The following is a 21,068-nucleotide window of genomic DNA, read 5'->3' on the forward strand; positions in this document are numbered from 1 at the left end:
GTTTTCCCAACGATCGCGCGATCGCGAAAAATCGCGCCAACAGATTTCGTAAACCCAAAAAAACACACAGATAGAGGGAATTGTACTCAAAGTATAGACCAAAACCCCCAGAGCAAGCCTCTTTCCGACTCCCTCTTACCCATGACCGATTACCGATTACAATAGAATGCAACGACTTAACAATTATTCAAGGAATCGACAGCGTAAATGGGTAGAGTAGTTGGCATCGACTTGGGAACGACAAATTCGGTAGTTGCCGTGATGGAAGGCAGCAAGCCGATGGTAATTGCCAATGCCGAAGGAATGCGAACCACCCCTTCCGTCGTAGGGGTAAACAAAGAAGGAGAGTTACTCGTCGGACAGTTGGCGCGGCGACAAACCGTTCTCAACCCCAAAAACACCTTCTACGCCATCAAGCGCTTCATCGGTCGTAAATATGCCGAATTAAACCCGGATTCCAAGCGGGTTGCTTATACCGTGCGTCGGGATGAGGCGGGCAATGTTAAGATTCCCTGTCCTCGGTTGGGCAAGGATTTCGCCCCAGAAGAGCTTTCTGCGAAGATTCTGAGGCGCTTGGCTGAAGATGCAGAACGCTATTTAGGAGAACCCGTCACCGGGGCGGTGATCACCGTTCCTGCTTATTTTAACGACTCCCAACGACAAGCCACGCGGGATGCCGGACGCATTGCGGGTTTGGATGTCTTGCGAATTATTAATGAACCGACGGCGGCTTCTTTGGCTTATGGGTTGGATCGCCAAGACAGTCAGACAATTATGGTCTTTGACTTGGGGGGAGGAACTTTTGATGTTTCGATCTTGGATGTGGGAGATGGAGTTTTTGAAGTTCGCGCCACCAGTGGGGATACTCAGTTAGGGGGGAATGAGTTCGATCGCAAGATTGTAGACTGGTTGGCAGAAGAGTTTTTAGAACGAACGGGAATCGACTTGCGGAAAAGCGATCGCCAAGCCCTACAACGTCTCATGGAGGCTGCCGAGAAAGCAAAAATCGAACTATCAGGGGTGGGAGTGACGGAAATTAACCTTCCCTTTATTACTGCTACCGATGAAGGACCCCAACATATCGAAACGCGGTTGACAAGGGGCAGTTTTGAAGGCTTGTGCGGAGATTTATTGAGTCGCCTGCGTCGTCCTGTCAAACGCGCCCTCAAAGATTCTGGGCTGCGATCGCTGGAGATCGATGAGGTGGTTCTCGTGGGGGGATCGACGCGAATGCCGATGATCCGAGATTTAGTCTATAGTCTCATCGATCGCGAACCCAATCAAAATGTAAACCCCGATGAAGTGGTGGCCGTAGGGGCAGCCATTCAAGCGGGAATCTTATCGGGATCGGTCAAAGATGTCCTCTTATTGGACGTGACCCCCCTATCCTTGGGATTGGAAACCATTAGCGGCGTAACCAAAAAACTTATCCCCCGTAATACCACGATTCCCGTGCGTCGTTCCGATATCTTCTCCACGGGGGAAAATAATCAGACCGTAGTAGAAGTGCATATCGTGCAAGGGGAACGGGAAATGGCCAAGGATAATAAGTCTTTGGGACGCTTTAAATTAACGGGGATTCCCCCAGCACCAAGGGGCATTCCCCAAATTCAAGTCGCGTTTGATATTGATGCCAACGGAATTTTACAAGTTACGGCAGTCGATCGCACCACGGGACGAGAGCAAAGTATTGTCGTACAAGAAGCCTCTACCTTGAACGAATATGAAATCAATGCCATGTTGCAAGAAGCCGAACGCTTTGCCAGTGAAGACCGAGAACGACGAGAAAAAGTCGAGAAACGCAATCGCGCTAAATCGTTGGTGGACCAAGGCAAACGACGGTTGCGGGAAGTAACTCTCGATTTTGGCAGCCAGTTTGCGGCTTACTATCGCCGTCAAATTGAATCTTTGATGCGAGAATTAGATGAAAGTTTGGAACGGGACGACGAACGGGGGATCGATCGCGCGGCTGCAGACTTACAAGATGCCCTCTACGAACTGAACCGAGAGGTGCGCTTGCAATATGAAGAAGAGGAGGACGACGATCTCTTCGATTCGATTAAAAAGACCTTTACCGGCAGCAACAAACGAGAAGAACGTTACGATCGCGATCGACCGCCCTATAATAACAATCGCGATCCCTACGAGGATACTTTCGATCGCTACAACAAGCGCGGCGATAAACGCGATCCTTATTCTCAGCCACCTCGCGATCCCTATTCTCAACCGCCCCGCGATCGCCCCCGAGATACTCCCGATCCCTACTCTCAACCCCCTCGCGATCGTCGTAATTCTCGCCCTTCCTACAACAATGATTGGGACGACGATGACGACGATTGGTTCTAATCAGTTATCAATTATCAGTTACCCGTTATCAGTTATCAGTCACCAGTCACCATTAACGAATGCAAAATTTTCGCGACTACTACAGAATTTTAGATGTGGATCTTGATGCGTCGGGTGCCGAGATCAAACAATCGTTTCGGCGTTTGGCGAGGCGCTATCATCCGGATTTGAATCCGGGGGATAAAGTGGCGGAAGATCAATTTAAAGATATTAACGAAGCCTACGAAGTTCTGTCGGATTCCTATCGGCGATCGCAATATGACAATTTCAGCCGCTATTGGCAGAGTGATACCAAAAAACGCAAACCTCCGAAAAAATCACCGCCCAAACGCGATCGCCCTGTCCCGGAAGGGTTCGATCCCAAAAGTTATCAGGATTTCGATCGCTTTGTCGAAGATCTGATTAACCGATCGCCGGATATCAGCGAACGACCGCCAGCCAGTGCGAGGGTGGATCCGAAGGCTAAAGATGCGTTTCGCCCGGGGGTCAAGAAAATGGCGTATACGGTCAAAGAAAACGGCGGGACGCAAACCAAGGAACGCCCGCGCAATATCGAAGCGCGACTGACTTTACCCTTAGAGAAAGCCTATAGTGGCGGCAAAGAACGCATTCGCCTCGAAGATGGGCGATCGCTAGAAGTGGAAATGCCCCCCGCGATCGTCAATAATCAAAAAATTCGCTTGCGCGGTCAAGGGCTTTACGGTGGCGATCTCTATCTGAAAATCACCGTCGAACCCCATCGTTTTTTTGAGCTACAGGGGGCAGATATTTTCTGTCAAGTGCCTTTAACCCCCAGTGAAGCGGTGTTAGGCGGAATGGTAGAAGTCCCGACCCTCGACGGCTTGGTTAAAATGAACGTTCCGGCGGGGGTGCGATCGAGGAAGCGCTTGCGCCTCGCCAATAAAGGCTATCCTCGCGGTAATAGTTCTCGTGGCGATCAATTAGTAGAAATTCAAGTCATCGTTCCTACAGATTTAAGTCCCGAAGAACAAGAACTCTATGAAAAACTCCGTCAATTGGAAGTCTGCAAACCCCGTCAAGCGATGATTGAATTTTTATCGTAAGCAATGTTGCGCGCGATCGCCTTCTCTCGCTTAATGTTAATATTTATAGATAACTTACCTAATATGAGATCGCAACCTCAATAAAACTATCCTGAGAAGACTCAACCGAATTCGAGCAATCTTGACTACATTTTCATTAAATTTCACCACGCGATCGCAATATCTAAGTTTCTGTCGATACTGGTGTGACTTCATTTAATTGCTTTTCGGACTCTTTGGTTTTAGCGCCTTTATCACTGGTTTTAGCAGCTTTCTCATTCGATCGCCCCAACAGCGCAAAATCTTTACGAGTCGAAAACTGAGGTAAAATCTCGCGAATAAATGCACCTGCCGCCTTAGAACGATAGCGGGTCGGATTGATAATTACGGCTAAAGTCCGATTCACCGTCATATTTTCAATGGTAGTGCGATGGAGAACTTTCATTCGTAATTCCTTTTCGATCGCGGAAACTGAAACAAAAGCTGCCCCCAAACCCGACTGTACCGCGTTTTTAATCGCTTCTATAGAATTGAGTTCCATTTCAATTTTTAACCGCTTGGGATCGATTTCTGCATCCGTGAGGACGCGATCGATCACTTTGCGAATGGTCGATTGAGAATCGAGAGCAATAAAATTGAGCTTATACAGATCTTCCCGTTGAATGGCTGCCAATTTCGCAAAAGGATGAGACAACGGTAAAATCAGAGCCAACTCATCTTTGGCATAGGGTTGAATTTCCAGTATGTCTTGCAATTCCGAAGGCACTTCCCCACCAATAATCGCTAAATCTACCTGACCGTTAGAAACACTCCAAGAGGTGCGGCGAGTCGAATGAACTTGTAACTGTACCGAGACATCGGGATAATGCTGGCGGAATAAACCGATCATGCGTGGAAGTAAATAAGTCCCTGTGGTTTGGGAAGCCCCCACGATAAGAGTTCCCCCTTGTAAATTTTGTAAATCTTCGATCGCCCGACAGGTTTCCTGACAAAGACTGAGAATTTTTTCCCCATAATTGAGGAGGAGATGCCCGGCTTCGGTTAATTGTGCCTTGCGTCCGCCGCGATCGAACAAATGAACATCCATTTGTTTTTCGAGGTTTTGCACCTGCAAACTCACGGCGGGTTGAGAGACATAGAGGCTATCTGCCGCCCGTTTAAAACTACCCTCAGTCGAGATAGCTTTGAGAATGCGAAGTTGGTCGAGGGTGAACGGAATTTCCGACATAATACCCAAAGAAGAAAGTAAAGGGTTTGGGGACTTCAACACTCACAGTCCGATTCAACGATCTGATTTAATGAATTTATAGGTTAATCTTGCACCTGTTGCGCGTCCCCTGTTGACCTTGACAGTATCACAACAGGGGATCGGTTAATCTGAGAATCATTAGGTTTACTTAACCAAGCCTAGGAAAACCTTGCCTTTGCTGGATTATTAAAAAACATTAAAAACGATCGGTTCATTGCTTATGGCTAGTCACGGCACGATGTTGGCATTATTATTGGGGTTTGCGATCGCTCATAGCGGTTTGGCAGGGTTGCGAAATTGGGGGGAAAGTAAAATTGGCGCAAGACTCTATCGGGTCGTCTTTGCCTTGGTTAGTATTCCTTTCGCGACGGTCTTAATCATTTATTTTTTTAACCACCGCTATGATGGTGCGATTCTGTGGCAAGTCCAAGGGGTTCCGGGAGTAAAAGCGATGGTTTGGAGTCTGAGTGCCTTGTCTTTTTTCTTTCTCTATCCCGCAACGTTTAATCTCCTCGAAATCGCGGCTATCCAAAAACCGGAAATTCACCTTTACGAAACGGGAATTATCCGCATTACCCGGCATCCGCAAATGGTAGGACAGGTGATCTGGTGTATTGCCCATACACTTTGGATCGGCAGTACCTTTACCCTCCTGACTTCTCTAGGGTTGATCCTCCATCATATCTTTGGGGTTTGGCATGGCGATCGCCGTTGGCAAAGCCGTTATGGTGATGCGTTTCTCAAGGCCAAAGAACGAACTTCTACGATCCCTTTCCGTGCCATTCTCGACGGTCGCCAAACCTTACAATGGCAAGAATTTTTCCGTCCTGCTTACTTGGGGGTTACCGCATTTATTGCGCTGCTTTGGTGGGGACATCCGTGGTTAATGACCGTTACCGCCCGAGTTCCTTGGTAGACCTTATATTCAGTTGGGAGAGAGATAAAATTTATCTTTTATCCTTAACTCATTATTTTCTTTGGCAGGGTATCCCAATTGGATGTAGCATGATCCCAAGTCTCATAAAAAGCCCATTTTAAAACCTCATAAGAAAAATGCGCCATATCTGCGAATCAAATTTTAATCAGCATGTTTTAGCTTCAACACAACCTGTTTTAGTTAATTTTTGGGCTCCTTGGTGTAAATTGTGTCGAACTATTGAACCGATTTTGCTCAAGTGTCAAGCCGAAAGCGATTCTGCAATTAAACTGTTTGGCATTAATGCTGATGAAAATCTTAAACTCGTTAACACCTACCGTTTAAAAATTCTCCCCACCGTCATTCTGTTTTCCGAAGGACAGGTTATGTATCGAGTTGAGGGTTTTCCAGGACGGGATGACTTACAACGGACGCTATCGAGTTTGGTGGCCATTCCCCTGCAACAATATGCCCGATCGCGTTAAAAAATGAGCAGGGTTGAGAAAAGCGATCGCGTTTATTTTCACTAACATTTGTTTTTTCTTGCTTCACTTTTTATACCCTACTATTTTTTTCAGAATAGTAGGGCTTTTTCTGCTCTCGATCGGATTGATACAGTTTGATATCACAAAAAGTAAATCCCAGAGGATTATTGCCGCGATCGCGAGAGATCTGCATAAACAATTCGCAAAAACTGTTCGGGGTTGAGAAAACCCGTCCCCCAAGTCGGGTCAAAATCAGCATTCGGATTAGAAGCGAGCAAATCTTCCACTGACATCCCTTGGAAAATGGCCGTACTGACGCGATCGCGCACGGTTAACAACATATCTCGATAAACAATCAATTCGGCACGGTTGGAGAGGGCACCGTGACCGGGGATAATTTTGGTGTCATCGTCAACCATTTGCAATAATTTTTCGACGGCTGCCAGTATCCCATCAATAGATCCGCCGCTATCGATATCAATGAAGGGATAATGACCATTAAAATAAACATCTCCTGCGTGAATGATATTAGCATCCTGAATGTGAATAATAGAATCGCCATCGGTGTGAGCCGATTCAACGTGAAAGGCAGAGATTTCGTTTTCGTTGAGATAAAAAGTGACTGTATCGTTAAAGGTAATACTTGGCAGTGCTGCGGGAGGAGAGGCAGGAAAAGTCATGCCTAATGTTTCTACGACTTGTTCTACGCTCATCCGTTCGCGCACGTTATCATGGGCAACAATTACAGTGCCAGCACGTCCTAAATTTTCATTGCCTCCGGTATGATCGCTGTGCCAATGGGTATTAATAACAAAGCGAACGGGGCGATCGCTAATGGCAGCGATGGCGGCTGTCACTTTCTCGGATAAGGGGGCATATTCATCATCAATGAGAAAAATGCCATCTTTCCCCACCAAAAGCCCCATATTGCCCCCGATGCCGCTTAACATATAAATGCCTTCATCAATAGGAATGGTTGTAATTTGAGCATTTTCAAAATCCTGTGCTAACAGGGGAGTCGAGGCGAGAAAAACGGCTCCTAAGTTGACTAAAGCGATCGCGCATTTTTGGAAAAGTCCCCGTTGCAATAAATTCATACCGATCCTGAAGAGTTTATAGACTCGATAACTACCACGATCGTTCGGCGATCGTCAATGCGATCGCGTGGGAACAAGTTAAAGAATCATGGGGCTTCAGATCGCCGAGAATAGCGGCAGGAGGCTTGAGACCACTTCTTTTTAGTCAAATTTCCTCAATGCGTTGTTGTACGGCTGTGGCGATTTCTTCTGGGGTTTTTCCCTGCATTCCCATTGCCGCTAAGGATAGACCGACTTCGATCGCATCTTCTGGATGTAAGATAAATCCTAATTCGTCCGTCGCTGTCAAAATACTCGCTAACTGTTGAGGATCTTGTACGGTAAAACTGAGGTGAACTGAGGTCGCAGAACGATCGGAATCCAAACGAGAAACGCGATCGCCGCTCACGGTGAGATCGGTTAAATTACTCATTACTTCAATATCACCGGTGTTTAATTTGCGAACTAATGCGGTTGCTGTCATGATTTTATCCTCCTTTTTCAATACTTAAATGCCATTCCAAGACGACTTCGGCGGGAATTTGCAACGCGATCGCGCGATCGTCCTTCATCTCTAATAATAGTTGCACCAATGCCACTTGCGGCAATTTTGGTAACACTTCTTTGAAATCAAATTCCCCGACATTCTCGGCGGGCGATTTGCTTGCAAAAACATCTTCAGCAAGCCAAACTTTTCCCGTAGATGCAAACACTTTTAACGGTTGAGGATGGTCGAAGGTGACGACATCGGGAAACCCGACTAAACGCAAATGCACGCTGCTATCTTCATTCGCTTTTTCTCGTTTAAATAGCACTACCTGCCAAGGTTGCCCTGTTTCATCTCGTAAGGTGTGACGGGACTGATAGAGCATTTGACCGGGGGCTTCTTCTAGGGTGTAAACGGCTGCGGTTGCATGGGGAATAAATACCCCCCCAGCAAATATTAACAGCCCGAAAAGAAGGCTTATCATTAGCGATCGCAACAATTGCCGCATTGTCATTCTCCTTTTAAACTCTCTTGCATTAAGGTTTTCATCCGGTCGGGAATAAAAACACCGTACATTCCTCGCAAATCTCCCACCTCGAAATCAAACGCTAAATCTTGGGGATATTTCTCTTTCACAAATTGAGGACGGGTATCTTTTGCGCCGTGACAGGCAAGGCAGCTTGCCTCGACGTTAATGCGCCGGAAATAACGGGTTCCTGCGACATTATCGAGATTTTCTCGTTGCCAAAATCCTATTAAATCTGGATTGTTGGCAAATTGTTTAAGAGCATCTTCAGCAAAGCGATCGCTTGGGGCATGAGCGGGGTTGCGGTATTGATTGGCAATTTGCTGCATTTGCCAGCCATTTTCCTTACCGACCTGTTGCAAGCGCATCCCGACGGGTTTGCAGACTTCCTGAAAGGTTTGCGGTGTAATGGGTTCGGTGCGATCTTCTAAGGTTGCAGCCAGTTGCGATCGCATCGTATTAATCGTTTCGATCTCTGCCACTGCTTGTGCCAGTTGTGCCGGATCGGTTTGCGCCCAAGCCGTTACGGGAAAGAAGGCAAAAGCAATCAGCACGCTTAGAAATAAACTCAGAATAAATTTCATTGTTTTTCTCATGAATGAGAGGTGGGTTAAAGTGCGTATTTTCGTTTCTTGCTTTCTGGCTCCGGCCAAGATTTCACGACATCCAAGCCAAATAATGCCCGCAAGCCTAACTTTTCAAACCAGGGCATCCCCGCCCCAAAACGCATTTTGTACATAAAGTATTCCTCGAATGCAGCTTTCACCCACGCGACCCAAAGACCTTGTACGGCATAGGAATAACGCCGTTGACTCGTCTCTGGATTTGGCAGTACTGGAGCGGCAATATAAGCAATTCCCGTGTTGCCAAATTCAGCAAAACACAATGCTTCTAAGGTGGGAATTTGTAAGGGAGCTTGAATTTCTCCCAATTCTACGGCGACATTATGAGCCACGGCCACGGCCATTGCTTCGGTCATCTGTCCGCTTTTGGGCAATCCGATCGCGATGGGGGTTTTGTCCGGTTGCTGCAATTCGACGCTGACTCCTAACGCATAAATTCCCGGTAGGGTTGAGTGTTTACCTGTCGGTTGCGTGGGAATAAATCTCTTGTCATTGCCCAAACCGGGGACATTGCCGATAAATTTTGCCCCGCGAAAGGCGGGTAATATCATTGCATATTTAAACGGCAAGATTTTCCCATCCGCTAAGGCGATCGCGTCAGGATCGACTGATACGATCGCGGCGTTATCAATAACCTTGATTCCTCGTTTCTGCAATAAATTTTGCGTCAGTTCTCGGGCATTTTTAACCCCTCTAACTCCCATATGTCCGGCATAAGGTTCGGGGGTAACGTAGGTAATTTCCACGCGATCGCGCAGTCCTCGCCGCCGCAATTCCCAATCTGCCATCAAGACAAATTCATAAGCGGGGCCGAAACATCCGGTTCCCGGTGCCGCTCCCACCACTAATTCTCCCGGATTCTCTAAGAATTGCAACCATGCTTTTTTCGCGGCGATCGCGTGGGATGGACTGCAAACGGATTGGGTATAGCCGTGATGGGGTCCCAGTCCCGGAATGGCAGCAAAGTCAAGGGATGCTCCTGTTGCCACGATCGCATAGTCATAAGGAAGTTTTTCCCCGCCTTCCAAAGCGATCGTTTTCCCCTCTGGATCGAGTCCTGTTACCGATTTTTCAATCCAGTTAATGCCGTGTCTTTGCGTCAATTCTGCCAAGTTTAATTGGACGTGGTGCAAAGATTTTAAACCTAAAGCGACCTGAATCAGCCCCGGAATGAATGTAAATTCCGGTTTTTTGGAAATTAGCGTCACGTCATGTTTGCGGGAGAGATGATGTCTTAATTCATAAGTGGCGGGAAGTCCCCCCAACCCTGCCCCCAGAATTGCAATTTGTGCCATTTCTTTGGTGTCCTGACTCGAAAACTCGTTTTGTGAATTAAAAGCGTTAAACTAAGTAGTTATATAATGATGATAGCGTTTTTAATCGATCTGTCAAGGCGAGGAGGAAGAAAAATGTGCTGCGATCGCAACTTTTTCGCTTCTGTTCTCTCTGTCAAGCCTCTTATTCAGGGAATTACAGCAATCAAGATGAATATTTTTTTTTCAAACACTTGACTATCTTACTAATTGGTTATACAATGATTTAAAGATACAGATTCAAGCAACACAATAAATGTACTATTTCAGCAAAGTATTAGAGGCAACATTTGACGAAGCGATCGCTCGAGCGATCGCCGCGTTACAAGCCGAAGGTTTTGGGGTACTCACAGAAATTGATGTCAAAGCGACACTGAGAAAGAAAATCAATGTTGATTTTCGTCCCTATCAAATTCTCGGAGCCTGCAATGCAACCATTGCCCATCAAATGTTGCAAATCGATGATAAAGCAGGGGTTTGGTATCCTTGCAATGTCGTCGTACAGCAGCGAGAAGACGGCAAAATCGAAATTTCCGCGATCGACCCTCTGGCGATGTTTCAAACTGTTGCCGGGGAAGCCGCCCGAGAAGTTGCCCAAAATGCCCGCGCCAAAATGCAAGCGGTGATGAACCGTTTGGAAGTTCCCGAATTAGCCACTGCAAGTTAGATAAAAGGAGAAAAAACCAATGTTTAATAATGTCGGTATTGGCGATCGCTTTATTCGCCTAATTTTAGCTTCCGTTTTACTGTATTTGAGTTTGTTCGTGTATGCGGGTTCGATGTTAGCCACGGGTTTAATTGTAATTGCGGCTGTTCTTTCCCTTAGCAGTATTGCTGGCTCTTGTTTCCTTTATGGTCTTTTGGGCATTAATACGCGATCGCAAAATCAACAATGAAACCTGCATCTTTAGAGGTAGGATGGTCGGCGATCGCGCTCTCTCCAGAAGAGTATTTAAAACTCTCCATCCCACCCTTATTAATTGACGTTCGGAGCAATGTAGAATTTGCCCTCTCTCATGCTCCTAATGCCAAAAATCTCAGCCTACCGCGCATTTTATTAGGGCGATTTCCTTGGCTGCGTCGTTGGGTGTGGCCGCAATGGTTTCAAGACTTACCCAAAGATCGCCCTGTTGCTGTTGTTTGTTTGACTTCTCACCGCAGCCCTATTGCCGCCAAACAACTCCTCAATCTGGGTTTTCAACAAGTTTATAACATTACTGGCGGCATGATGAAATGGCCGTAATCAATTAACAATTTCAGAGGAACAAGGGAAATTTTATTTTATCCTTGTTCCTTCCTGCTTCATTTTTTCTCAGTTTCTACTATCCATTACCCATCATGTGGAATTTTTTAGCAACGCTGCAAAAGAATTTAATTTGGTCAATTCCAGCCTTTATGATTGCGGGTATTATTTTTGGAATTTCCACCGATCCTGCTTTCCTCAAAGCGGCAATCATTCCTCTCACTTTTCTCATGGTTTATCCCATGATGATTAACTTGCAAATCAACAAAGTTTTCTCGGGAGGGGATTATAAATTACAGGGAATTACTCAGTTAATTAACTTTGCCGTTATTCCGTTTGTTGCCTTGGGAATCGGGCAACTCTTTTTTCGCGATCGCCCTTTAATTTTACTGGGTTTATTGCTGACTTCCCTCTTACCCACAAGCGGGATGACCATTTCTTGGACGGGGTTTGCTAAAGGAAATCTCAATGCGGCGATTAAAATGACAGTGATTGGCTTAATTGCTGGCTCCTTGGCTGCTCCGTTATATGTAAAATGGCTGATGGGAACTGCGATTGAAATTCCTTTGCTGAATATTTTCAAGCAAATTGTTTTTATTGTCTTCCTCCCCATGCTATTAGGATTTGTTACCAAGCAAATTATCTTGGCCACCGTTGGCAACGATCGCTATAACAAAACCCTCAAGAAAAAGTTTCCCGTCTTCTCAACGATTGGCGTTTTAGGCATTGTCTTTGTTGCGATGGCATTAAAAGCAAAATCAATCGTGAATAACCCTCTCGATGTTTTATCCTTTTTCATCCCTCTGACTCTGATTTATGGCTTTAACTTTCTTTTGAGTACGCTTGTTGGTAAAGTCTTATTCGATCGCGACGATGCCATTGCTTTAGTTTATGGGACAGTGATGCGAAATCTTTCTATTGCTTTAGCGATCGCAATTACTGTTTTCGGGGCAAAAGAAGGCTCAGAAATCGCCCTAATTATCGCAATGGGTTATATTATCCAAGTTCAAGCTGCTGCTTGGTATGTCAAGTTAACCGATCGCATCTTCGGCACGCCGATGATCGAAGCGTGAATTCCCCCCGATAAATCATTTAACCAGAGGATGAAAATCTTTTAATTGATTCCAGCGATCGGCTTGCTCCTGCATGCGATCGCTGAGGCGATCGCAAACCAATTCGCAGAGATCGAAAATCATTGGATCGCTAATTTCATAATAAACGCTAACACCAACAGGCTTGCGCGTTAAAATACCAGCTTGTGTTAAAGTCTTTAAATGTTTGGATAAATTTGCCTGTCCTAACCCCGTTTCTTCTGAGAGTTGAGTGACATTCATTTCCCCGACTTTTAAACAGTTCAAAATTTGTAGGCGACTGACTTCAGAAAGCATTTTAAAATAATCGGCAACGGGAGCAAGAGCGGTCGCAGAATTTTTATGGTTGATAATTTTAGCCACGGTTCGGATTATCTTTACCTATTTAACTAACTAATAATATAACATTATATTGAATTAAACGCCAGCTTTGGTAGAGCGATCGTCATTTAGTACCGATAATCGTAATTATCGGGATTAGATAGGTCAAGAGAAGGGTAGAAACTCTGATACAAGCTGGATTTAAAGATAAATACCAATTTCATTGCGTAGACGATAAACGATCGCATTCGGTTCGACTCGAGCGAGAATTTCTGCAATGACGGTACTTGCGCCCAACTCTCCCCAAGTACATCCAGTTTCTAAGTAACGCTGTGCCACTTTTCCCACAGCATAAGCCCCATACCCAGCTAAACCGCCTTGAAGTGCCGCCGCCGATAGCCATGCAGTTAAAGGGACAGAACCTTCTAGTCCACTTGCTGCCGTTGTTTTGCCCATTCCTAATAGCACGCTACTTCCCAATTCTCCTAATAATAAAGTCCCAGAACTCAACAAAATTTTACGCCACACTTTCCCCGCTTCATAACTCGTCATCGGCAAGCCGTACAACCGTGCTAGAGCGCGAATGAGCGCTAAATCTGCCAGCATCCCCACAAAAACATCGAGAAAAGGAATAGGATTAATCGCTACCGCAAGGGCTTTATATTTAGCATAATTCCAAATTGTTTCCTCGGCTTCTTTTTGACGTAATTCGACCGTTTTTCTCGCTAATTTCTTTTCCGCTTCTCGTCCTTGCACCAAGGCATTTAGAGCAAGGAGAGAACGCCCTTCTCGATTTAAAATTTCTAAAATTTTGTCTCGCAAAACATCGATTTGAGGGTCTGGTGTTTCCCATTCTTGGGTGACTCGACCGTCTGGCCATTCTACTCTGACCTGTAACGGAGTCGGAGAAGCCGCAGTCATGACAATTTCTTCGGGAGAAAGCAAGGCTTGTAGCTGTTTATCTGCTTCTTTTCCTGTTCCTAATTGTTGCAATTGTTGATAAATGAGTTCGCGATCGCATTCTGGATACAGATCGATTTTATTAAAGATTAACAATAAGGGTTTATGATAGGCGCGTAGCTCACATAAAGCATCATATTCCGTTTGTGTAATATCTCCCGCCACGACAAATAAAATTAAGTCCGCCTTATAAGCAATCTCTCTTGCCATACTGGCTCTCATTTGTCCGTCAACTTCATCGAGTCCGGGGGTGTCAATGAGTTCGATTTGCATTTTATCCGCGATCGCCCAATAAATCGATTGAGGATATTTGGTCACGCCGTGGATCGGACCCATTTCGAGGACTTTTTCCGCTAACAACGCATTGAGAACTGCAGATTTTCCTCGGCTAACCAAGCCAAACGCCGCAATACAAATCGTTTTGCGTTCTAATTTATCCAACGCCCCTTTTAATGTCTGCAATTCGCTGCTTACCGCAGTTTGCAGTTCCAAGCTGGGGCGATAGCGTCCGTGACGCTGAAAGCCGGAATACCATGAGAGCGCCTGTTGTAAGCTCGTCTTGGCGCGATTGTAATGGGTTTCTTGGGACAAAGTACAGTAACAGTTGCAAAGATATCTTTCTATTTTAGCCGATCGCTTGCTGGAAAAAATGGATCTCAATTTTTGCGGGCATATTGCGATCGCCTTTATTTCGTCAATGCGTCGCGATCTAGGCTTTAATTTCTGCTTTGAAACGTTCAAAACGTTCTTGCCAAGTTCCTTGCTCCTTTAGGTAATTAGCGATTGAGAAAGTTCTCAAAAGAAAACTGAAAAACTATTACTCTTTATTTTCAAGTAACTTCTGAAATCTAGGATGATTGTGTAAGGGTTTAAAATCTTCATCTTCGGACGCGATCGCTAGATATTGAGGAACTATTGCGATCGCTTGTTCTAGCATGTCTAATGCTTTATCAGGTTCGCCCACGATCGAGTATAGACTTGAAAAAATATACAATGCTGGTGCATAATCTGGGCGAATTTCAAGCACTTTCACAAAACTGTTTGCTGCTTCCAAGAAATCCTCCAATGCAATCAAGACTATCCCTCGCTGATACCAAACTTTATAATTATTTGATTGTATCTTCAAAGCACGATCATAACTTGAAATTGCTTCCTCATACCGCCTCAATATAGCTAGAGATTCACCTTTTTTATTCCACACTTCAAAATTTTCAGGCTGGATTTCAAGTGAGCGATCGTAACTAGAAATTGCCTCTTTGTTCCGTTCTAGGTATCTTAGAGCAACACCTCGATGATACCAAATTTTGTGATCCTCTGGTTGAATCTTTAAAATACTATCACAACACAACAACAGACACTCATGGCTTAATTTGTGTAAGTGCTCCTCAGAATTTTTTTCATCTTGAAATAATTCTTTAATTTTCAAAAAAATCTTACGTTGTTCGTCTGAGAGTAGATTGGATTTCTGATCCAGTGTTTGGATTTTATCAAATAAAGTTTGTAATTTTTCCTGCAAGAATTCTACATATGTTAAAAATTCAAAAGTTCCCGATCTCCAATCATAAAAATCCGGCGCTCTGCGGATAAAATACTTTAAGCCAAACAAAGGCAAGAAAAAGACGACACAAATATTTAATTCATCTCGAAAGCGCTCTCGCTGGAGATTTAGATTGCCCAGCACGCGCGGCACAGAATCCAACTTATAATAATTCCCTTCGCCACCATAACCCGGCTGAATATAATCTGTGAAAGATGCCTCCAAACCGCGAACGATCGCAATATCAAAGCGATCGGAAACCTCCGCCAGCAAATCGTAAAGATTATCCGTTCGTTCCGACAATTCAATCACTTTAATCCGCTTTTGTGGGAGATCTTTCTGCAAATTAGTGATTAATTCTTGTCCTTTCACCGGAGAACAGCGCACGAAAAACAAACCAAATCCTTCTGTCCATTGCAGCGATCGCGCTAAAGCCTCATATTCCTCTTCCGGATCTGCCTCAACATCCCGATCCCAATCAATTATAGTTTCAGCGCTTATAGTTTCATCACTCATTGGTCAACTTCTCCACAGCCTCTTTAAACCGTTCAATGCCACGAATTAAAGGATGAACATCATACCAGCAACGCAGTTCTCCTACTGCAAAATAGCGATATTCGAGAATGCAGCGACTAAAAAGTAAATCGCGATGTAACGCTTCATTGGCAATGCGCTTATCTCGCGCAACTTCAGCCAAAACTTGCCAGCGATCGCTATCCACGGTTCTCCGGTAAGTGTCTCGCGCTTCCGTTAGCGATCGCTGTACTGCACGCACAGGAATCGGCAATCGATTCGCCCGCTTCACTGCTCCTCGCATTAGTAATAGTAATTCCCGCATATGTCCGCCACTCATTAAACAAAGCTGATTTAATGTTTCCGAAGTCTCAAAAATATCCTCTACCCCACTACTCATATTTTCCCTCACCAAAATCGGACGGACACGCTTACCGATAATTTCTTTTACAGCAGCCATTCCGGGAGGATGAACCGTGCCATCGGGAAGCCGGATCATAATCATCGGCAAAATCTGGGAATCTCCGAAAACCCCGCGAATATCCGCAGCACGAGCGCTATAAACCATCGAAATCGGCACAGTGTAGACAATATTTCAATTGAGCGCCCGTAATTGTTCGCTGCGATCGATAAAGATTTTTTCAAGATTGGTTTGTCCGTCTTCTTGGATAATTGGCACAATGCGATCGAGATTATCAGCAATCACCACTAATTTCTCATAGCGATTTGCCAGCGATCGCGTTGCTTCTTCGATGAATTGATTTAAAGCATCGATTAATGTAATTGTGTGAGGATAAACTCGCTTGCGAATTTCTTGACGCAAAGTGGGAACGGCACGAATATTGGCAGTGATCTTGGCAAAAAGAGCAATCTGAGCATTAACATCGAGCTTATCAATAGTAATTTCAGTTAATGCCAGATCGTGCAAATCATCCCAGCGAGATTCGAGCCATTTTAAAAGCGGTGCGGGATTAGCAGTATCTTTTAAATCTTCTAAAAGACGGCGCGTACAAGCCAGTAGAATATCAGTGTATTGAGTATCTTCCGAGTCGATATCTTCTTCATCTGCGGCAAAATAAACCACAAAACATCCATTCGCTTCCAAATAGGATTTTAAACGCAATAATTCTGTCGATTTCCCCGCCCCGCGATGTCCCGCGTAAAGTTGGTAGCTGGGTTCGTCGGAAAAAAGAATATCGCGCCCTAATCCCAGTTCGATATTACTATCCCCCCTAACGTCTTGACAGTCTACATAAAAAGGATCGCCAGTCTTGAGAGGGCGAAATGGGTTCGAGGCATTATAAATTTCTTTGAGGATTTGTAGCGTATTATCGGGCATCTTCTGACTTGCCGAGTTGGGAGTTACTGCTATTATACAATTTCTCAGTATATTTCCTTCCGATTACGAATTAATATCAACACTCAACTGAATTTCTATATTTCTCTCCTTCATTTCTCGTTGAAAGAGTTCCGTCGGAAAGGCTTGCTCGACCGGCCAAACACCGGGTTGATGTAATTCTCCTGTTAGAAGCGATCGCGCTACACTTCCCGCCCCAAATCCAGCAGCCGTAGCCGTATTGGGATGAACGAAGCTGACGCGAGAGATTGCCTTTTTATTTGCCTTGATACCCTTTATTTCTGCCAGCATTGCCACGCCAATACCGCTAAAAGTATCGGTAAACTCAGTCATTTGATAAGCCGTTTTTGAGAGAAATTCAATACTATGTTGCAACCAAGACTTAGGCAAAAAGCGAGCCGTCATCCATGTTAAATAATTATAAAAATCTGGGAACGAGCCAAACTTAGTCACAACAGTTTTAACATCAGGAAAAGATTCGACAAAACTGTAAGTTTCCGCCACTTCAAACCAATAAACCCCCAATTTTTTATAGGGATCGGGAAAATTAACAAGAACGCGATCGCTATAAGGTAAAACCTCCTGCCATTCTCCTTCAATCCATGCCTTAAAAGGATGCTGCAACCCTAAAAATGTCGTTCGCATCACCGTCACTCCCGCTCCTCCCGATCCCGCGACGACATAATAAAGATAAATTTCTTCTGCGCGATCTAAGGATTCCACCCCTTGACGCACCATGCTATTAGAAATTCCCGGAAACACTCCCGTACTTAAAATTGCCGTGACTCCAGCTTTCCGTGCTGCTTCTCGATAAGTCAGTGCTTTTTTCACAAAAGGCGGGCGATCGCTAACATCAAGATAATTCACCCCCAACTCAATACAAGATTGCAACACAAAACAGTCCCGATAATCAAACGGTCCCGCACAATGTACGACCAGATCGCAATCTTGAATAGCTTGAAAAACACGATCGCGATCGGCTAAATCTAACTGTAAAAATTCCCCCATTTTCACGGCTCGAGGCTGACGGCTGGTGACAATAACCGTAGAGTTCGTATATTGGCAAAGATCGCGAGCAATACTGCTGCCAATCCTGCCACATCCGCCTAAAATTAAAACCCTCTGACTCATCATTTCTTATTCCTTCTGGTTTGATAGACCGGAATGCGGCGATGAATCCCTTTAAAATTGCGTTCTCCGATTAAATAAAATCCTTCTTTTTGTCGCAATCGTTGATAAGTTGCTCCAGAAATCGTGCATTCATTCGGCGGGCAACTCATTTCCAAACGGGAAGCTAAATTAACAGCAGCCCCTAAAACAGTATAATCCACCCGTTGAGAACTCCCCACATCCCCCACCACCGCTTTACCGCTATTGATCCCTACGTGCAGTTGCAAAGGATGTTCCCAAATTCCCGCCTCATTGAGTCGATCCAAACGCTGCAACATTTCTAACGCCGCCGTTACTGCGCGATCGGCGTGATCCGCTTGAGGTTCCGGCGCTCCAAAAAACGCCATAATACAATCACCAATAAATTTATCGAGAGTCCCTCCTCGCGCAAAAACATATTGCAACATCTCCTCGAAAAAGCGATCCAATAACTGAGCAATTTGTTTGGGAGTCATGCGCTCGGACATATCGCTAAAGCCAACGATATCAGCAAAAATGATACTGATTTCTGCTTCCTTGGGTTCGAGGCGACCGTTTTCCAAGGCACCGACGGCAATTAATTGCTGTACGACTCCTGGAGAGTGGTAGCGTTCGAGTTGTTGGCGAATTTTTGCCTCGTCTTGCAGTTTTCGCGTCAACAACCAACGTTGCACGCTATAAGCGACGAGGTTGGAAAGGGTCGAGAAAAAGCTCAAATCTTCTTCATCTTCGATCGCATCGGAATCCTTCAACTTTAAACTCGCATCGGCATAGAGAACCCCCACGACGCGATCGCGATCCCAGATCGGCACCGCTAAGGCCCCGCGAATCCCTTTCGCTAAAATACTATGTTCCCCTTCAAATCGCTCGTCTTCTCGCGCGTCAACGGTTTTAATGGCCACTTTATCCTCAAAAACCCGCTTGCAAATACTGCGCCCGATCCAGCCGTAGGTATGGGTCTCTAAAGGCTCTGGACCTTGCCGAGAAGCGGCTTCGATTAACTTGAGTTCCCCATCGCCAAAGACATCGACCAACAGGGCAAAACGCTGAATGGCTTTGATTTCTTGAAAAACCACCCGTTGTACTTTTTCAAAAATAGCTTCGATGGATTCCGCAGAACTGAGTTCTTTGGAAATTTCTACCAAATAGCGCAACCTCGCGATCGCCCTTTGAGAGTCTCCTTCCTCGGGATCGGTTTTATCCACATTCAACCATTGTTTTTGCAGTTCTTCCGCGCTGCGTAAAATGGTGTTGCGATCGCGCACGAGAGTGCTTTTGGTCATCTCATTATCGAGCAAGGACACAAACAGAAAAGCATTGCCGATTTGAATGGCATCATCGGACTCGAGTTGGCAAGCCCCAGCAATGATATTTTGATTGACAATCGTGCCATTGGTACTGCCCATATCTTCCACAAACCATTGGCCGCTACTCCCTTTAAACAACCGACTGTGATTGCGGGAAACTTCTGAGAAAGGAAGACAAATATCGCACTCGGGCAAGCGACCGATAATAAACTCATCGGTCGTGACGGGGACAATGCTTTCGGGACTGCCCTCGATATGCAAGCGCAGTTTGAGCTTAGTCATCGTTGAGTTAAAAGATGGGAGAGAGTTGGGATTTAGCCATTGATGCACCCTCGAGAAGAGAGAGTCTCGTCTTCTAATCTACTCTACTGAATTATTTCCCCTTGGCCGGTATATCTGTCTTGGCGCTGACATTTTTCGGCATTTGTTACTTGGCAATAAAAAATTGCTATTGCGAACAAGGCGATCGCTACTTTTCCGCATCCTTTAATAAATCTTCAGCAAAAGATAAAAAAAGTTACCTCAGAGCGGAAAAATCCAAAAAGATAATGAAGTTTGAATAATTTAATGCGAAAGATTGTTAAAGCCACTCCTGTATCCTGACACTCTTCGCTACATTAAAAGTATAAATAATTCTTCGGTAAATCTACCATAATTAGTTGTGATGAGGGTGTCTGGCAATGTTAAAATCAGTCTTACAAAAAATCTCACAGATTGCAGTCAAACAAATTGGATGGCAGTTTTGGAAGTTTAATGTTTGTTTGTCAATCGCGATTGGCATGGCGATGGCAAATGCTATTCCAGCGATCGCGGGGACGAAAATTGAGGGGTTAAATAAAGCAAAAATTGAGATTGCCGAAGTCGAAAGCAGCGATCGCGCGGAATCTTTACCTTCACATTCTCCTTTAGCCGATGGTGTTTATCTTTTTGGACGCTCTCCAGAAGCAGGACAATATGGAGTGACTTATCTGGTTTTTGAAGTTCGTCAAGGGACGACCCAAGGTGCATTTTATGAGGTCGCTTCTGAATATTCTTGTTTTATCGGTACGGTAGAAAACCAAAATCTGAATTTATCCGTCGAAGATATTGATGGTACGATTTATCCTTATGCGATCGCCCTTGAAGATCGCGGTACAATTGTTACGGATAACGGACTTATGCGAGGAGTGGGATTGCAAGGCTATCATCGCTTAGAAGAACTCAGCAATCTCGATCGCGATCTCTTAAAATCTTGTGTCAATCGTTAGGGAAATTAATTCCAATAAGTGAACCTCATAGCCTCGCGCGGCCAGCCAGCAAGCATAACCTCCGGGATCGCCACCAATATCGAGAACGGTGGCAGGTATGGGTGGGAGAAAGCGATCGATAAGTTCGCGAGAACGCTCTGCTTCTAACTTTCCTTCCTCTTTCTGTAATCGATTTGCTTCATACCCAGAAGCGTAGTGTTTGGCGACCTCTTCTGAATGAGGTGAGTGTCTATCGCTTATCATCTATTTCCTCCCTACAAATCATTCTTGTTTGAGTAT

22 protein-coding genes and 1 pseudogene are annotated in these 21,068 nt (G+C 45.0%); 9 read left to right on the top strand and 14 right to left on the bottom strand.

What is annotated here, in order from left to right:
• Nucleotides 1-207 precede the first annotated feature (207 nt).
• Together dnaK and AC6RV6_RS05590 are read left to right on the top strand one after the other, a co-directional pair.
• Nucleotides 208-2,346 (top strand): molecular chaperone DnaK, encoded by a 2,139-nt coding sequence (gene dnaK, locus AC6RV6_RS05585; RefSeq protein ID WP_500239603.1) that lies wholly within the window; start codon nucleotides 208-210, stop codon nucleotides 2,344-2,346.
• A 59-nt stretch (nucleotides 2,347-2,405) separates the two neighbouring features.
• Nucleotides 2,406-3,410: a DnaJ C-terminal domain-containing protein gene (locus AC6RV6_RS05590; RefSeq protein WP_500239604.1), complete on the top strand. Its 1,005-nt coding sequence runs from the start codon at nucleotides 2,406-2,408 to the stop codon at nucleotides 3,408-3,410.
• Between the two features lie 280 nt (nucleotides 3,411-3,690).
• On the opposite strand, the pseudogene AC6RV6_RS05595 reads toward AC6RV6_RS05590, so the two are convergent.
• Nucleotides 3,691-4,617 (bottom strand): annotated as a pseudogene (locus tag AC6RV6_RS05595) (LysR family transcriptional regulator); the annotation flags it as partial.
• Between the two features lie 235 nt (nucleotides 4,618-4,852).
• On the opposite strand from AC6RV6_RS05595, the gene AC6RV6_RS05600 reads away from it, so the two are divergent.
• Nucleotides 4,853-5,554 (top strand): NnrU family protein, encoded by a 702-nt coding sequence (locus tag AC6RV6_RS05600; RefSeq protein ID WP_500239605.1) that lies wholly within the window; start codon nucleotides 4,853-4,855, stop codon nucleotides 5,552-5,554.
• 137 nt (nucleotides 5,555-5,691) lie between these two features.
• The gene (locus AC6RV6_RS05605; protein WP_500239606.1) at nucleotides 5,692-6,039 is read left to right on the top strand and encodes a thioredoxin family protein; all 348 of its coding nucleotides are present in this window, start codon (nucleotides 5,692-5,694) and stop codon (nucleotides 6,037-6,039) included.
• Between the two features lie 164 nt (nucleotides 6,040-6,203).
• On the opposite strand, the gene AC6RV6_RS05610 is transcribed toward AC6RV6_RS05605, so the two are convergent.
• The 5 genes from AC6RV6_RS05610 to AC6RV6_RS05630 form a co-directional block, all read right to left on the bottom strand.
• Complete coding sequence (locus AC6RV6_RS05610) at nucleotides 6,204-7,136, bottom strand: MBL fold metallo-hydrolase (protein ID WP_500239607.1); 933 nt, start codon at nucleotides 7,134-7,136, stop codon at nucleotides 6,204-6,206.
• Between the two features lie 145 nt (nucleotides 7,137-7,281).
• A complete protein-coding gene (locus AC6RV6_RS05615; protein WP_500239608.1) occupies nucleotides 7,282-7,599 on the bottom strand; it encodes a hypothetical protein in 318 nt (105 codons plus the stop codon).
• 4 nt (nucleotides 7,600-7,603) lie between these two features.
• Nucleotides 7,604-8,110, bottom strand: a complete 507-nt coding sequence (locus AC6RV6_RS05620; protein WP_500239609.1) for a DUF3122 domain-containing protein — start codon at nucleotides 8,108-8,110, stop codon at nucleotides 7,604-7,606.
• 2 nt (nucleotides 8,111-8,112) lie between these two features.
• Nucleotides 8,113-8,712 carry a Tll0287-like domain-containing protein gene (locus tag AC6RV6_RS05625; protein WP_500239610.1) on the bottom strand — a complete coding sequence of 200 codons (600 nt, stop codon included), beginning with the start codon at nucleotides 8,710-8,712 and terminating at the stop codon, nucleotides 8,113-8,115.
• A gap of 26 nt (nucleotides 8,713-8,738) precedes the next feature.
• Nucleotides 8,739-10,046 carry an NAD(P)/FAD-dependent oxidoreductase gene (locus AC6RV6_RS05630; RefSeq protein ID WP_500239611.1) on the bottom strand — a complete coding sequence of 436 codons (1,308 nt, stop codon included), beginning with the start codon at nucleotides 10,044-10,046 and terminating at the stop codon, nucleotides 8,739-8,741.
• A gap of 274 nt (nucleotides 10,047-10,320) precedes the next feature.
• Between AC6RV6_RS05630 and AC6RV6_RS05635 the strand changes: the two genes are divergently transcribed.
• From AC6RV6_RS05635 to AC6RV6_RS05650, 4 genes are all read left to right on the top strand, one after another.
• A complete protein-coding gene (locus AC6RV6_RS05635) occupies nucleotides 10,321-10,731 on the top strand; it encodes a DUF302 domain-containing protein (protein WP_500239612.1) in 411 nt (136 codons plus the stop codon).
• A 19-nt stretch (nucleotides 10,732-10,750) separates the two neighbouring features.
• Entirely contained in the window at nucleotides 10,751-10,960 is a 210-nt protein-coding gene (locus AC6RV6_RS05640; protein WP_500239613.1) for a YgaP family membrane protein, read from the top strand.
• Nucleotides 10,957-11,307, top strand: a complete 351-nt coding sequence (locus tag AC6RV6_RS05645) for a rhodanese-like domain-containing protein (RefSeq protein ID WP_500239614.1) — start codon at nucleotides 10,957-10,959, stop codon at nucleotides 11,305-11,307. The genes AC6RV6_RS05640 and AC6RV6_RS05645 overlap by 4 nt, the downstream gene beginning before the upstream one ends.
• 95 nt (nucleotides 11,308-11,402) lie before the next feature.
• Nucleotides 11,403-12,380, top strand: a complete 978-nt coding sequence (locus AC6RV6_RS05650; protein ID WP_500239615.1) for an arsenic resistance protein — start codon at nucleotides 11,403-11,405, stop codon at nucleotides 12,378-12,380.
• A 15-nt stretch (nucleotides 12,381-12,395) separates the two neighbouring features.
• Here the strand turns inward: AC6RV6_RS05650 and AC6RV6_RS05655 are convergent, their stop codons facing one another.
• From AC6RV6_RS05655 to AC6RV6_RS05685, 7 genes are all read right to left on the bottom strand, one after another.
• The gene (locus tag AC6RV6_RS05655; protein ID WP_500239616.1) at nucleotides 12,396-12,761 is read right to left on the bottom strand and encodes an ArsR/SmtB family transcription factor; all 366 of its coding nucleotides are present in this window, start codon (nucleotides 12,759-12,761) and stop codon (nucleotides 12,396-12,398) included.
• Nucleotides 12,762-12,920: 159 nt separating this feature from the next.
• On the bottom strand, nucleotides 12,921-14,270 hold the full coding sequence (locus AC6RV6_RS05660) for a GTP-binding protein (protein ID WP_500239633.1): 1,350 nt from the start codon (nucleotides 14,268-14,270) through the stop codon (nucleotides 12,921-12,923).
• A gap of 226 nt (nucleotides 14,271-14,496) precedes the next feature.
• Nucleotides 14,497-15,732 carry a tetratricopeptide repeat protein gene (locus AC6RV6_RS05665; RefSeq protein ID WP_500239617.1) on the bottom strand — a complete coding sequence of 412 codons (1,236 nt, stop codon included), beginning with the start codon at nucleotides 15,730-15,732 and terminating at the stop codon, nucleotides 14,497-14,499.
• Nucleotides 15,725-16,297 carry a hypothetical protein gene (locus tag AC6RV6_RS05670; protein ID WP_500239618.1) on the bottom strand — a complete coding sequence of 191 codons (573 nt, stop codon included), beginning with the start codon at nucleotides 16,295-16,297 and terminating at the stop codon, nucleotides 15,725-15,727. The genes AC6RV6_RS05665 and AC6RV6_RS05670 overlap by 8 nt, the downstream gene beginning before the upstream one ends.
• A 27-nt stretch (nucleotides 16,298-16,324) precedes the next feature.
• The gene (locus AC6RV6_RS05675) at nucleotides 16,325-17,068 is read right to left on the bottom strand and encodes an ATP-binding protein (RefSeq protein ID WP_500239619.1); all 744 of its coding nucleotides are present in this window, start codon (nucleotides 17,066-17,068) and stop codon (nucleotides 16,325-16,327) included.
• Nucleotides 17,069-17,131: 63 nt separating this feature from the next.
• Entirely contained in the window at nucleotides 17,132-18,217 is a 1,086-nt protein-coding gene (locus AC6RV6_RS05680; protein ID WP_500239634.1) for a saccharopine dehydrogenase family protein, read from the bottom strand.
• Nucleotides 18,217-19,824, bottom strand: a complete 1,608-nt coding sequence (locus AC6RV6_RS05685; protein WP_500239620.1) for an adenylate/guanylate cyclase domain-containing protein — start codon at nucleotides 19,822-19,824, stop codon at nucleotides 18,217-18,219. The genes AC6RV6_RS05680 and AC6RV6_RS05685 overlap by 1 nt, the downstream gene beginning before the upstream one ends.
• A gap of 398 nt (nucleotides 19,825-20,222) precedes the next feature.
• Between AC6RV6_RS05685 and AC6RV6_RS05690 the strand changes: the two genes are divergently transcribed.
• On the top strand, nucleotides 20,223-20,789 hold the full coding sequence (locus AC6RV6_RS05690; RefSeq protein WP_500239621.1) for a hypothetical protein: 567 nt from the start codon (nucleotides 20,223-20,225) through the stop codon (nucleotides 20,787-20,789).
• On the opposite strand, the gene AC6RV6_RS05695 is transcribed toward AC6RV6_RS05690, so the two are convergent.
• Nucleotides 20,766-21,032, bottom strand: coding sequence for a hypothetical protein (locus AC6RV6_RS05695; protein ID WP_500239622.1), 267 nt, complete (start codon nucleotides 21,030-21,032; stop codon nucleotides 20,766-20,768). The two genes, AC6RV6_RS05690 and AC6RV6_RS05695, sit on opposite strands and share 24 nt — an antisense overlap.
• Between the last annotated feature and the right edge of the window lie 36 nt (nucleotides 21,033-21,068).

It is taken from the genome of Spirulina sp. LEGE 11439 (genome assembly GCF_059821285.1).

Coding starts and splice junctions, on each gene's coding strand:
- dnaK (WP_500239603.1), top strand. CDS start 208: ATGGGTAGAGTAGTTGGCATCGACTTGGGAACGACAAATTCGGTAGTT.
- AC6RV6_RS05590 (WP_500239604.1), top strand. CDS start 2,406: ATGCAAAATTTTCGCGACTACTACAGAATTTTAGATGTGGATCTTGAT.
- AC6RV6_RS05605 (WP_500239606.1), top strand. CDS start 5,692: ATGCGCCATATCTGCGAATCAAATTTTAATCAGCATGTTTTAGCTTCA.
- AC6RV6_RS05610 (WP_500239607.1), bottom strand. CDS start 7,136: ATGAATTTATTGCAACGGGGACTTTTCCAAAAATGCGCGATCGCTTTA.
- AC6RV6_RS05615 (WP_500239608.1), bottom strand. CDS start 7,599: ATGACAGCAACCGCATTAGTTCGCAAATTAAACACCGGTGATATTGAA.
- AC6RV6_RS05620 (WP_500239609.1), bottom strand. CDS start 8,110: ATGCGGCAATTGTTGCGATCGCTAATGATAAGCCTTCTTTTCGGGCTG.
- AC6RV6_RS05625 (WP_500239610.1), bottom strand. CDS start 8,712: ATGAAATTTATTCTGAGTTTATTTCTAAGCGTGCTGATTGCTTTTGCC.
- AC6RV6_RS05630 (WP_500239611.1), bottom strand. CDS start 10,046: ATGGCACAAATTGCAATTCTGGGGGCAGGGTTGGGGGGACTTCCCGCC.
- AC6RV6_RS05635 (WP_500239612.1), top strand. CDS start 10,321: ATGTACTATTTCAGCAAAGTATTAGAGGCAACATTTGACGAAGCGATC.
- AC6RV6_RS05640 (WP_500239613.1), top strand. CDS start 10,751: ATGTTTAATAATGTCGGTATTGGCGATCGCTTTATTCGCCTAATTTTA.
- AC6RV6_RS05645 (WP_500239614.1), top strand. CDS start 10,957: ATGAAACCTGCATCTTTAGAGGTAGGATGGTCGGCGATCGCGCTCTCT.
- AC6RV6_RS05650 (WP_500239615.1), top strand. CDS start 11,403: ATGTGGAATTTTTTAGCAACGCTGCAAAAGAATTTAATTTGGTCAATT.
- AC6RV6_RS05665 (WP_500239617.1), bottom strand. CDS start 15,732: ATGAGTGATGAAACTATAAGCGCTGAAACTATAATTGATTGGGATCGG.
- AC6RV6_RS05670 (WP_500239618.1), bottom strand. CDS start 16,297: ATGGTTTATAGCGCTCGTGCTGCGGATATTCGCGGGGTTTTCGGAGAT.
- AC6RV6_RS05675 (WP_500239619.1), bottom strand. CDS start 17,068: ATGCCCGATAATACGCTACAAATCCTCAAAGAAATTTATAATGCCTCG.
- AC6RV6_RS05680 (WP_500239634.1), bottom strand. CDS start 18,217: ATGAGTCAGAGGGTTTTAATTTTAGGCGGATGTGGCAGGATTGGCAGC.
- AC6RV6_RS05685 (WP_500239620.1), bottom strand. CDS start 19,824: ATGACTAAGCTCAAACTGCGCTTGCATATCGAGGGCAGTCCCGAAAGC.
- AC6RV6_RS05690 (WP_500239621.1), top strand. CDS start 20,223: ATGTTAAAATCAGTCTTACAAAAAATCTCACAGATTGCAGTCAAACAA.
- AC6RV6_RS05695 (WP_500239622.1), bottom strand. CDS start 21,032: ATGATAAGCGATAGACACTCACCTCATTCAGAAGAGGTCGCCAAACAC.